The organism is Pseudoalteromonas sp. GW168-MNA-CIBAN-0100, from assembly GCF_040309225.1.
Lineage (GTDB): Bacteria > Pseudomonadota > Gammaproteobacteria > Enterobacterales > Alteromonadaceae > Pseudoalteromonas > Pseudoalteromonas arctica.
Map to the genome: position 1 here is coordinate 16,687 of NZ_JBEOOL010000034.1, position 11,662 is coordinate 28,348.

Annotated in this window: 11 protein-coding genes; 7 read left to right on the plus strand and 4 right to left on the minus strand. The window is 40.1% G+C overall.

All coding sequences use genetic code 11. The features are described from left to right. Positions 1-10: 10 nt before the first annotated feature. Genes AAEY62_RS17280 through AAEY62_RS17290 form a run of 3 tightly spaced genes read right to left on the minus strand, consistent with a single transcriptional unit; the run spans position 11 to position 838 of the window. Positions 11-229, minus strand: a complete 219-nt coding sequence (locus AAEY62_RS17280; RefSeq protein WP_024600489.1) for a DUF6500 family protein — start codon at positions 227-229, stop codon at positions 11-13. Between the two features lie 37 nt (positions 230-266). Beyond that, positions 267-524 (minus strand): hypothetical protein, encoded by a 258-nt coding sequence (locus tag AAEY62_RS17285; RefSeq protein ID WP_024591905.1) that lies wholly within the window; start codon positions 522-524, stop codon positions 267-269. Positions 525-583: 59 nt separating this feature from the next. Beyond that, positions 584-838: a hypothetical protein gene (locus AAEY62_RS17290; RefSeq protein ID WP_101216404.1), complete on the minus strand. Its 255-nt coding sequence runs from the start codon at positions 836-838 to the stop codon at positions 584-586. A 348-nt stretch (positions 839-1,186) separates the two neighbouring features. Here AAEY62_RS17290 and AAEY62_RS17295 point away from each other — a divergent pair, with 348 nt between their 5' ends. Beyond that, positions 1,187-1,612, plus strand: coding sequence for a hemerythrin domain-containing protein (locus AAEY62_RS17295; protein ID WP_010553639.1), 426 nt, complete (start codon positions 1,187-1,189; stop codon positions 1,610-1,612). A gap of 83 nt (positions 1,613-1,695) precedes the next feature. Here AAEY62_RS17295 and AAEY62_RS17300 read toward each other — a convergent pair whose 3' ends face one another. Continuing rightward, positions 1,696-2,109: a hypothetical protein gene (locus AAEY62_RS17300; RefSeq protein WP_007581772.1), complete on the minus strand. Its 414-nt coding sequence runs from the start codon at positions 2,107-2,109 to the stop codon at positions 1,696-1,698. 426 nt (positions 2,110-2,535) lie between these two features. Between AAEY62_RS17300 and AAEY62_RS17305 the strand changes: the two genes are divergently transcribed. The 6 genes from AAEY62_RS17305 to AAEY62_RS17330 are packed head-to-tail and all read left to right on the plus strand — an operon-like array spanning position 2,536 to position 11,647. Continuing rightward, positions 2,536-4,896, plus strand: a complete 2,361-nt coding sequence (locus tag AAEY62_RS17305; RefSeq protein ID WP_350635507.1) for a TonB-dependent receptor — start codon at positions 2,536-2,538, stop codon at positions 4,894-4,896. Between the two features lie 10 nt (positions 4,897-4,906). Next, positions 4,907-7,060 carry a dihydrolipoyl dehydrogenase family protein gene (locus AAEY62_RS17310; RefSeq protein WP_350635509.1) on the plus strand — a complete coding sequence of 718 codons (2,154 nt, stop codon included), beginning with the start codon at positions 4,907-4,909 and terminating at the stop codon, positions 7,058-7,060. A gap of 2 nt (positions 7,061-7,062) precedes the next feature. Next, the gene (locus tag AAEY62_RS17315; protein ID WP_350635511.1) at positions 7,063-7,881 is read left to right on the plus strand and encodes a DUF547 domain-containing protein; all 819 of its coding nucleotides are present in this window, start codon (positions 7,063-7,065) and stop codon (positions 7,879-7,881) included. Further along, positions 7,868-9,202: an ABC transporter substrate-binding protein gene (locus AAEY62_RS17320; protein ID WP_350635513.1), complete on the plus strand. Its 1,335-nt coding sequence runs from the start codon at positions 7,868-7,870 to the stop codon at positions 9,200-9,202. Before AAEY62_RS17315 ends, AAEY62_RS17320 begins: the two co-directional genes overlap by 14 nt. Next, positions 9,199-10,953, plus strand: a complete 1,755-nt coding sequence (locus AAEY62_RS17325) for an ABC transporter permease (RefSeq protein ID WP_350635515.1) — start codon at positions 9,199-9,201, stop codon at positions 10,951-10,953. The genes AAEY62_RS17320 and AAEY62_RS17325 overlap by 4 nt, the downstream gene beginning before the upstream one ends. A 55-nt stretch (positions 10,954-11,008) precedes the next feature. After that, on the plus strand, positions 11,009-11,647 hold the full coding sequence (locus tag AAEY62_RS17330; protein WP_350635517.1) for an ATP-binding cassette domain-containing protein: 639 nt from the start codon (positions 11,009-11,011) through the stop codon (positions 11,645-11,647). Positions 11,648-11,662 lie beyond the last annotated feature (15 nt).

The following is an 11,662-nucleotide window of genomic DNA, read 5'->3' on the forward strand; positions in this document are numbered from 1 at the left end:
ATTTACTTGACTAAAGTTCGTCTAAAACCATTTGTTTAATTTTATGTGCTTTTACAAAATGATCTAATTTATGGGTGTGTATCCACCAAGTAGCAGCTTCCATAAGTAGCTCTGGGTCGTCGTTTTTATTAGCAAAAAAGGCATAAAAAGAAAGCCCTACATTTTCGCCTTTAACTGCTATTTTTTTATCGCATACGGTAATTATTTTTGCTCTTAGTTCTTCCCTCATACATACCTTATTTAGTTATATTTTTACTGTATATGTACTATTGAAATACGCCATTTAAAAAGCTAACGATTAGCTGTAAAAGACTTCTATCAACCAAACCGTGATTCTCAAGCTCTTTATTAGGCGTATTTACTTTTGCAGCTTTGCATTCATTATCTAATGTTTCATTTTTACGTGTATCGGTTTCGTATGCAATATCTGCTTGTTCCATACATTTTGCCGAACCTGCGTAAGGCTGTGCCGCACAAGCGCTTAGTAATAAAAAAAGTGGAATTACTATCAATAATTGCTTCATAACTAATCCTATTTTTACGCAACTTATTTACTTTAAATTACAGCTGCAAGTTAGCCTATTTACTTTTCTACCACCATTACAAAAAATTCAAAAAAGAACGTACCGATAGCATCAAAAAAAGTGTCATTTTTTTCATCCTTTTTAATTTGTGCGCTAATGCATTGATTATAAACTTCTGAGCTTGTTTGAGCGCCATTTCGATCAACCGTTTCGGCCTCTTCAATGCATAAGTTAGGGTCAGAACGTGGGGCTGTACTACAGGCACTTAGTAAAGCGCACAGCAATAATGCGGCGATGGGGCTTTTTATGTTCATCCTTAAACTATCCTATTAAGTTAACGTGCTACCTGCATTTATACCGATTGATATTATATGTGGGAGTAATACATATAGATTGTACCTAAATAATGTTGCTACTTTATCACTGCAATAAAATAAACAACCAGTAAATATTTGTAAGGTTCTGTAGGGATTTATACTCACTTTTATAATTGAACTACGTAAAAGCCTGAAATTATTGCATTCATATCACTGTAAAATTTACAGTGATAGCAGCCTAAAAATAAAAAATCAAAATAAAAGCAATAAAATACATCAACTTAATATTTGGCATTTAGTTTGCTAGTTAATGATATAAGCAAATAAATTGTAAAAGGATTAGTTATGAATATTTTTGAAGCACTACGTCATGACCATGACAAACAACGAGAATTAGTAGATGCGCTTATTCAAACGCACGGCGACACAGAGCAGCGCCACGAGCTAATGGACGAGCTAAAAACAGAATTAGAACAACACGCAAAATTTGAAGAACGTTACTTTTATAACCCACTTATGTTTGATGACTTAACTCATGAAAAAGCGCGCCACAGCGTAGCTGAACATCACGAAATTGATGAATTAATTGAACAACTTGAAGATACCGAAATGAGCTCGTCTGCATGGTTAGTTGCAGCTAAAAAGCTACACCATTTAGTACATCATCATTTAAGTGAAGAGGAACACGAAGTATTTCAATTAGCGGGTAAAGCACTAACCGAAGGGCAAAAACAAAGCTTGGCAAAGCAGTATAACGATGCAATGCATTAACGTATAAACCGACTTCCGCACTCCCTGTGTACTTATTGGTTATAAGCCTTATGGCTTATAACCAATTTTTTGCATATATTTTATTACTTTACAGTAAATTTTACGTCTTGGTCGCGTAATAAGTAAAGTGCGAAACACGCAGCCCACATTGGCCATGCAGTGAAGAATAATAAGTTATTAAAGCCATCTATATACTGGTTGTACGAAGAAAGCGTTGATAAGCCATGCATTACAAAAATGATACCGTAAGTTATACGCTTTTTAATACCCGCTAAAAATGCCAATACTAATACAAGTTGTAGAGCACCGATAACATAAGCAACTATGTCAGATGAGCCACTAATACCGTAAAAATGTTCGAAAATACGTGCGCTATGACCAGGGTTTACGAATTTATCGAACGTCCACATAACCATTACAATAAATACGCCTAAACGCAAAGATAAAAGTGACCATTGCAAACGGTTTTGCACATCAGAACTCATTGAACCTGTCATAAAATTTCCTTAAATGAATATTAATAAACGTTGAAGTAACCTAGACCGTATAAGTTATTTTTTATTTCAAAAAAATTTAATTATTTTAACTAAAAAAGTAATTAAGCTTTGTAGTAATAAAAGTGAAGCTTATTTTAGGAATTAAAAAATGCTGCGTAAAAGTTAACAACTTTAAAATGTTAGCAGGTGAAAAGTAGTCTATAATTTAAAAAGCCCATTAAAAGCAAATATTTACATTCACTCTAATACAATCGCTCTATTGATATTTTATCGACTGATAAAACTATAGTACTTAATTACCACCTTTATAATACATCTGTTTTGTTATGTTCTAAAAAACAAAAAGAATCGAAATTTTACTGAAATTTATTTTTAATCCTTTCGGTCTTTATCGCCAACAACATTTTAACCGTAGAGAGAAAACGTTTGAAACACGCATATTTAGCACTTTCCCTAGCCACCATATTAAATACACCACTTAATGCTTTTGCAGCCGAAGAATCAAAAACAACAAAAGATGGCGCAATAGAGCGCATTGAGGTGGCAGGCCAAGCTATTAAATCTCAAGGTCTTTCGGTTAAAAACGCCACTGTAGACGGCCCTTTTGGCGACAACTTAGCCCTACAAGATATAGCCCGCTCAGTCACACCAATTTCAAGCGAGTTAATAGAGCAACTCAATATTACGACTTTACAAGACGTGCTCGCAGTAAGCCCTAATACCTATTCAGCCAGTGGTTTTGGCGCACCAAGTTTACCTACTATTCGTGGGCAATTAGGTGAGCTTTTCCAAGATGGTACACGCCGCCAAGCTGGTAATAATGGCTTTGGTGTGCCCTTATCGTTCAACTCTATAGAACAGATAGACGTGGTAAAAGGCGCGCCACCGGTATTATTTGGCTCAAGCCAACGCAACGGTGGTTTTGTAAACTTACATTCTAAAAAAGCATCAACTGACGAAAGTAAAGGTAAAGCAACTGTATCTGCAGGCCGATGGGATCAGTACAGTGTTTTAGTGGATTACAGTGCACCCATTGTAAAAGATAAAGTAGGATTTAGAGTAAGCGCTGAGCACATAGATAACGGCAGTTACTACGACTTTTCAGGCACGAAAAGCGACAGCTTATTTGCATCATTACGCGTATTACCCGATGACAAGAGCAGCTGGGATATTAACTTTGAGTTATACCAAGTTGAATTTACCGATAACGCAGGTATTAACCGCCCTACACAAGCGCTAATAGATAATGGCCTTTATATTACCGGCCAAGGCGTGCAAGCAAATGGCAGCACAGTACCGGCAGCAGGTTCAATAATCTCACCAACTGGGCAAGTAAAAATAGACCGTAGTACAGTACTTACCGATCCTGATAATCAGAACGAAGCCACTACTTATTTACTACACAGCATTTATAAGCGTGAACTTTCAAACAACGCATCCATTAAAAACATCACGTATTTTCAGCACTTACAACGCGAAGAAATTGCACAAAATAGCTTTGTTGAAATTATAGATGGTGCCGATACCGCGCAAAACCGTACCGAGCTTACCTATCTTTGGAATAGCGACCAGCAAACAATTTTTGCATTTGATGTGCGTTATAACCGCGTATTAGGCTACAGCCAATTTACAACAGAAGCCGACTTACCTATTGATTTAACTGGCCCACTTTCAAATCGCCGCATTCCTTTAACTGATGTACAACAAGCGCGTTTAATTGAAATTAGCCCAGGTGTATTTGTATCCCCTGGTGGTCAATATGATATTAATAATGACGGCAGTGGCGACTTTAACTTATCAGACACGACCGATTCGCGTTCATGGCAAACAGGCTTTGCTATTCAGCAAGATTCTGATTGGACAGATAAGTTTCATACAAGCGTTGGCTACCGCATTGATTTTTATGACGTAGACGCGCACGACCCAATAGCACCAGAAGGTGAAATTGCAGCGAGCGATAGCATTAACGATAAGCTACATTCGGGGCAAGTAAGCTTTAACTACCGATTAAATGGTGATTACACCACTTATGGTGCAGCAAGTTACAACGAAGCCACATCAAATAGCATGGCTGGCGGCACGTCTCTTGGTGGCGACAACACGATTAGCGCGCAAAACTTTTCAACCGAAAATACCTTAGTTGAATTTGGTTTAAAATACGCACCAACCGATAGTGATTGGTACGCCGATGGTGCAGTGTTTAGCCAACGTCGTAGTTTACGTAACCGTGATGGTAGTAATACCGGCATTCGTACTACCGGCTTTGAAAGCCAAGTATTTTATGATGCTTACCCTTATTGGCTAAGTGCTGGCTACAGCTATATTGATGCTCGCTACGATAATTCTGCAAGTAGCCAAGATTCAGCTCAAGTCGCTGATGCATTTGACAACTCACGTCCAGATATTATTGAAGGTACCAGTGTTGGCGCACCTAGCTTTACCGCTTTTGCACCTTCAAACACCCGTGTACAGGGCATTCCTGAGCAATCGTTCAGCTTTAACGGAAATTATTCAATTAATTCGAAATGGCAAACGGGTTTTTCAGGTCTATATACAAAGAGTTACCCACTAGACTTTTTGGCGACAGTAAAAATTCGTGATCAGTACACACTAAACGTAAATACTAGCTATGCTTTTACGCCTAGTACCAAGTTACGATTAGATGTGAACAACGTAACGAATCAAAAAAACTGGCGCCCAGTATTTGAAGGCGGTTACTTTGGTGCAACTTTAGCTTTTCCTGAGTTGCCAATTAACGCCAAGCTTACGCTTACCCATAGTTTTTAAGAGAGAGAACATGATTAAAAAAATATTTTTATTATTGATTGCAGCGGCCGTCGTCGGCCTGTTCTTTCATTTTGACTTACACCAACTACTTACGCTTGATGGTTTAAAAGGGTCAATGGATCAGTTTAGCGATTACAAAGAGCAGTCACCGTTGTTGGTTATTGGTGGGTTCTTTTTACTATACGTAGTTGTAACTGCTCTCTCGTTACCGGGCGCGGCTATTTTGACACTTGCAGCAGGTGCATTATTTGGCTTAGTTGAAGGCTTATTGGTTGCATCTTTTGCCTCAACTATTGGCGCAACACTTGCCTTTTTAGTATCGCGTTACTTACTACGCGACACTATTAAACAACGTTTTCCTGAGCGCTTAGCCGCAATTGATGCAGGCGTTGAAAAAGAAGGTGGATTTTACTTATTTACCCTTCGTTTAGTGCCGGTGTTTCCGTTCTTTTTAATCAATTTACTAATGGGTGTTACCTCAATAAAGTCATGGACTTATTACTGGGTAAGCCAAGCAGGTATGCTAGCCGGTACATTTGTATTTGTTAACGCAGGTACGCAACTGGCTCAAATAGATAGCTTATCTGGAATTTTATCATTCAACTTAATCTTATCATTCGCTTTATTGGGCATTTTCCCATTCATTGCTAAAGGAATCTTAAACGTGTTTAAAAAACGTCGCGTATACAAAAACTACACTAAGCCTAAAAAATTCGACCGTAACATGATTGTTATTGGCGCAGGCGCAGGTGGTTTGGTAACAAGTTATATAGCCGCTGCTGTTAAAGCAAAAGTAACCCTTATTGAAGCGGGCGAAATGGGCGGCGACTGTTTAAACTATGGTTGTGTTCCAAGTAAAGCAGTAATTAAAAGCGCTAAAATTGCAGAGCAAATTCGCCACGGTGAAAACTACGGTCTAGAAAACGCCACACCGCAGTTTTCGTTCAAAAAAGTAATGGCACGTGTACATAAAGTAATTGCCGATGTAGCACCACACGACAGTGTTGAGCGCTACACCGACTTAGGCGTAGATGTAGTAAAAGGTTACGGTAAATTAATAGACCCGTGGACTGTAGAAATTAAACTTAACGACGGTGGCACGCAAACACTCACTGCCCGTACTATTGTGATTGCCACTGGCGCACGCCCATTTGTACCGCCACTACCTGGTATTGAAGAAACAGGCTATGTAACAAGCGATACATTGTGGAATAAATTTGCAGAGCTAGATGAGGCACCTAAAAAACTTGTAGTACTAGGTGGCGGTCCAATTGGTAGCGAATTAGCACAAAGCTTTGCACGTTTAGGTTCAAGTGTTACGCAAATTGAAATGAGCGAACGCATCATGATCAAAGAAGACCTTGAAGTGTCTACTTTTGCTCACGAAGCGTTAACCGAAAGTGGCGTTAATATTTTAACATCGCACCAAGCACTTCGTTGTGAAACACGCGATGGTAAAAAATATATTGTTGTTAAACATAACGACAAAGAAATAGATATTGAATATGACGAGCTATTATGTGCCGTTGGTAGAAGTGCGCGCCTTAAAGGTTACGGTCTTGAAGAGCTAGGCATAGAAACAAACCGCACAGTAGTAACTAACGAGTACCTTGAAACACTGTACCCTAATATTTTTGCAGCAGGCGATATTGTAGGTCCATACCAATTTACACACGTGGCAGCCCATCAGGGTTGGTACGCAGCTGTAAATGGCTTATTTGGTCACCTTAAAAAGTTTAAAGTAGATTACCGTGTTATTCCGTGGACTACATTTATTGACCCAGAAGTAGCACGTGTTGGCTTAAACGAGCAAGACGCAAAAGACAAAGGCATAGATTACGAAATTACTCGCTTTGAATTTGAAGAGCTAGACCGTGCAATTACCGATAGCGCCACAAAAGGCTTTATTAAAGTAATTACACCCAAAGGCAAAGACAAAATATTGGGCGTTACCGTGGTATCTGAACACGCTGGCGATTTAATTGCTGAGTTTGTACTGGCAATGAAACACGGCTTAGGTCTTAACAAAATACTCGGTACTATACACAGCTACCCTACTTGGGCTGAAGGTAACAAATACGCAGCAGGTGAGTGGAAACGCGCTCATGCACCTGAAAAAGTGCTTAACTTGCTTGAAAAATACCACACTTGGCGTCGAGGTTAATTATGTTTAAAACACCTCTAAAAGCATTGCTACTTGGTTCGGCTTTAGTTGTAACATCGTTTGCAACATCATTTTCGGCCCAAGCCCAAAACATGCACGATAGCTGGAATGCATTGTTAAATAAGCATGTTGTCGCTATTAACCATAATCACAGTACTGAGGTTGATTACGCTGCCATAAAACGTGAGCATGCACAGCTAAAAACGTATTTAGATTCGTTAACGGCTGTAACACAAAGCGAATTTGACGCATGGGAAAAGCCTAAGCAACTCGCTTTTTTAATCAATGCTTATAATGCGTGGACTGTTGAGCTTATTTTAACTAAGTACCCTGATCTCAAGTCAATTAAAGACTTAGGGAGCTTTTTTAGCTCACCATGGAGTAAAGAGTTTGTGCCATTACTTGGCAAAACTCGCAGCCTTGATGATATAGAACATGGTTTAATACGTGGCAGCGGTAAATACAACGACCCACGCATTCACTTTGCAGTAAATTGCGCGAGTATTGGTTGCCCAGCGCTTCGAGAAGAAGCGTATACAGCCACTAATTTAGAGAGCCAATTGCAAGAGCAAACAGTGCGCTTTTTATCAGATATGACACGCAATATGGCTCAAGAAAATACGCTAAGCGTGTCTTCAATATTTAAGTGGTACGGCGATGACTTTGAAAAAGGTTTTAGAGGTGCAAACACGCTACAGCAGTTTTTCCTGCAATACAGCGACGCACTTAAACTGATACCCGCTCAGCAAAAAGCACTTAAAAATGATGACATGAAAGTTAAATTTTTAGACTACAACTGGGATTTAAATGTTCGCCATTAAGTTTTGGCAAACACTGGCGCGATACAGCTTTTGCTGTGTCGCGTTTTGCGTTTGTGCAATCGCAAATTTAGCTGCTTTTTCGAGCATCGCGTTTGCTAATACCGTTATTAACTCAAATAGTAAAAGTATTTTAGTAATAAACAAACAACAGGGAGCTCGCTGGCAACAAGTTCAAGCACTTGGTAGTAATCAAGATGTATACTTTTATGCATGGGGCGGCGACGCGCAAATAAATGCTTATATTCAATGGGCAGCACAGCAAGTTAAAACTAAGTACAACATTAACCTGGTACATGTAAAATTAAGTGACACCAGCGAAGCAGTAAGCCGTGTACTTGCCGAAAAATCAGCAAACAATAACAACCAAGGCAGCGTAGATTTAATGTGGATCAACGGAGCTAACTTTGCCACCATGAGTGAGCACTCTCTGCTTTTAAAAAAATGGGCAAATAAACTACCCTACTTTGCATTAACCGATCCGGCTAATAACCCTGCTGTAACCTTTGATTTTGGTTTACCTACCAATGGGATGGAGGCTCCATGGGGGCAAGCGTCACTTACGTTTTATTACGACAGCATTGCAATAAATGGTAATGCAAACAACAAATTGCCGACTACATTAAACGAATTATTAAACTGGAGCGCGCAAAACCCTGGTCGCTTTAGTTACCCAAAGCCGCCTGACTTCTTAGGTATGAGCTTTTTAAAATACGCCTTAGTTGTACTGCATCAGCAAAGCAGCGAAAACATTAAAGCGCAGTTAAACCAACCAGCTACCGCTTTAAATACTGCACAAGTGCTAAATCCGTTATGGGACTTTTTAGATAAATTACACCCAACTCTTTGGCGTGGTGGCACTCATTTTATGCTAAGTGGTGCTCAAATGCGCCGCCTTGTGGACGATACAGAATTAAGTCTCGCATTTACTTTTTCAGCACCTGAAGTACCAGCGGCTGTAAAACGCTATGATTTACCAAACAGCATTCGCAGTTACGCAATGAGTGATGGCAGTTTAAGTAATACCCATTTCGTGGCAATTCCTTACAATGCAAGCCACCAGCAAAGTGCGCAATTAGTGGCTAATTTTTTACTCAGCCCTGAGGCGCAAGCTCAAAAGCAAAAAGCGCATATATGGGGCGATAAAAGCGTACTTATTCAATCAACGTTAACGCCTGAACAGCAAGCCTTATTTAAAACAGCTAAACCGCATCCAAGTGCACTGCCTTTAAACAGTATTAAACGCACATTGAGCGAACCTCATCCAAGCTGGGTAAACGCCATTATGCAAGGTTGGCAAACCCGTTATGGAGTAAGCCAATGAGTGTTATTTCAAAAAGTGTACCTATTAATACCAAAGCAACAACGCAGTGCAGCACCGATATGTTTACGCGCATTGTAAAATTTAGCCCGCGATTTTTACTCGCTTTACTTATACTACCCGTACTTGGTGGCTTAATTAGCGTATTGCTGCCTGCCTTTGGTTATGCGCCCGTACTTGAGCAAACTACATTTAGCTTGCAAGGTTTTAATGCCCTTTGGCAAACACCTGGCCTTACTCAAATGGTTACCTTAAGCGTTGCAACGGGCTTAATAAGTACTCTGCTTGCATTTATCATTACCTTAATGATTTTAGCTGCGTTTTTTAATAGCCCGTGGCTTAACCGAATTCAGCGTTTATTGAGCCCTATATTAGTTATACCTCATGCCGCCGCTGCTATTGCAGTAGGATTTTTAATTGCCCCTTCAGGTATGATTTCACGCTTAGCGTCGCCTTGGTTAAGCGGCTGGGAACTTGCGCCAAACGGCATGTTTCCGCACGATTCGTTCGGTATTAGTATTATTTTAGGCTTAACACTAAAAGAGCTTCCCTTTTTATTATTAATGGCACTGGGCGTACTTGCACAACCTGAGCTTGGCAAAAAATTACGCCAACAACATAAGGTTGCACTTAACTTGGGTTATTGCCCAATGACCGCCTTTTTTAAAGTAATACTGCCAAGTCTTTATCCGCTGCTGCGTTTGCCCCTTTTAGCCGTGCTTGCCTATGCAAGTGCCAGTGTAGAAATGCCACTCATTTTAGGCCCAAATACACCACCCACGTTAGCCGTTGCAATAATGCATTGGTTTAACGATGTTGATTTAAATCTGCGTATTAAAGCCTCAGCGGGTGCTTTATTACAACTGGCTGTTACAGGTGGGTTATTAGCCCTTTGGCTTGGCGCAGAAAAGGCCGTAAAAGTGCTATTTAGCGACTCCCTCACTAATGGAGTGCGCGAATACGGCGGATTTTATTGGCAAAAAATAACGGTCGTACTCACCACATTAGTAATTGGCTTTATACTGTTGTCGCTTATTGGTTTAGTTATGTGGTCGGTTGCAGGTTTTTGGCGCTTTCCAGATGCAATGCCTGAGCAATTTACACTACTGCATTTTAAAAGTGCGCTAATGCAAATGGGCAGCCCGCTTTTTAATACGCTAGCAATCGGTTTAGTAACCACACTATTTGCCATTATTCTTACTTTACTGTGTTTAGAATCAGAGCAGTTGAATGACAAACCTATTTCTCGTTTTACCAGTTTAATTATTTACTTACCGTTATTAGTACCCAGTATTGCCTTTTTGTTTGGGCTAGTATGGATACAACAATTGGTAAATAACCAAGCCGCATTTTTTAATGTGGTACTTACGCATTTACTGTTTGTGTTGCCTTATGTGTTTTTGTCACTTGCGAGCAGTTATAGGCGCTTAGATCCTCGTTTTGCTCATGTTGCAGCAAGCCTAGGCGCAGCGCCGTGCAAGGTATTTTTTAAAGTAAAACTACCTCAGTTGTTTGCCCCTATTTTAATTGCAGCCGCACTGGGCTTAGCAATTAGTTTTGGACAATACCTCCCCACGCTTTTAGCTGGCGGCGGGCGCATAGCCACAATAACAACCGAAGCCGTTACGCTTGCCAATGGCGCAAGCAGACGCACCAGTGCCGTGTACGCTATTATGCAAATGGCATTGCCGCTTATTGGATTTATACTGGCATGGGGTTTACCTAAATATTTTTTCAAAAGTGCACGTGCTTAAAAGTGCACATATTTAAAGCACCCATGTTTAACACTATCAGGGTTAAGGTTTTTTAATGCAGTCATCGTTACAGATTAAAAATTGTCAGCTTTATCGCCAAAATGAGCTGTTACTTAGCTTAAACGAGCAAGTTAATGGCGGTGAAATTCTGACTATTATGGGCCCATCAGGCAGTGGTAAATCAAGCTTATTAAATTGGCTTACGGGTACTTTACCTAGTAGCTTTAAGGCCAATGGTGAGGTGTGGCTTAATGGTCAAAATATCGATAACACCCCTCCACACTTGCGCCATATTGGAGTGCTTTATCAAGACGCTTTATTATTTTCTCATTTAACTGTTGCTGGTAACATTGCCTTTGCAATGCCCAAAGGTAATAAAAAACAACGCAGTGAAAAAATAGAACACGCACTTGAGCAAGTAGGTCTTAAAGATATGGGCAATCGCCACCCCGATAACTTATCGGGTGGGCAACAAGCCCGTGTTGCATTATTACGTATGCTGCTGAGCGAACCTAAAGCCATTTTACTCGACGAACCCTTTAGCAAACTCGACACCCAACTGCGTGTTGATACACGCGAACTCGTGTTTAGCCAAATACGCGATCATAAGCTACCTGCAATTATGGTAACTCACGACCATAGCGACGCCGACGCTGCAAGTGGCAAACTCATTACTTTAAGTAGCGCACTTTAATACATAGCTTTAATA

What these genes read in the sequence shown, in the direction of transcription:
- AAEY62_RS17320 (WP_350635513.1), top strand. Translation starts at nt 7,868, where the DNA reads ATGTTCGCCATTAAGTTTTGGCAAACACTGGCGCGATACAGCTTTTGC.
- AAEY62_RS17290 (WP_101216404.1), bottom strand. Translation starts at nt 838, where the DNA reads ATGAACATAAAAAGCCCCATCGCCGCATTATTGCTGTGCGCTTTACTA.
- AAEY62_RS17295 (WP_010553639.1), top strand. Translation starts at nt 1,187, where the DNA reads ATGAATATTTTTGAAGCACTACGTCATGACCATGACAAACAACGAGAA.
- AAEY62_RS17300 (WP_007581772.1), bottom strand. Translation starts at nt 2,109, where the DNA reads ATGACAGGTTCAATGAGTTCTGATGTGCAAAACCGTTTGCAATGGTCA.
- AAEY62_RS17280 (WP_024600489.1), bottom strand. Translation starts at nt 229, where the DNA reads ATGAGGGAAGAACTAAGAGCAAAAATAATTACCGTATGCGATAAAAAA.
- AAEY62_RS17315 (WP_350635511.1), top strand. Translation starts at nt 7,063, where the DNA reads ATGTTTAAAACACCTCTAAAAGCATTGCTACTTGGTTCGGCTTTAGTT.
- AAEY62_RS17310 (WP_350635509.1), top strand. Translation starts at nt 4,907, where the DNA reads ATGATTAAAAAAATATTTTTATTATTGATTGCAGCGGCCGTCGTCGGC.
- AAEY62_RS17325 (WP_350635515.1), top strand. Translation starts at nt 9,199, where the DNA reads ATGAGTGTTATTTCAAAAAGTGTACCTATTAATACCAAAGCAACAACG.
- AAEY62_RS17285 (WP_024591905.1), bottom strand. Translation starts at nt 524, where the DNA reads ATGAAGCAATTATTGATAGTAATTCCACTTTTTTTATTACTAAGCGCT.
- AAEY62_RS17330 (WP_350635517.1), top strand. Translation starts at nt 11,009, where the DNA reads ATGCAGTCATCGTTACAGATTAAAAATTGTCAGCTTTATCGCCAAAAT.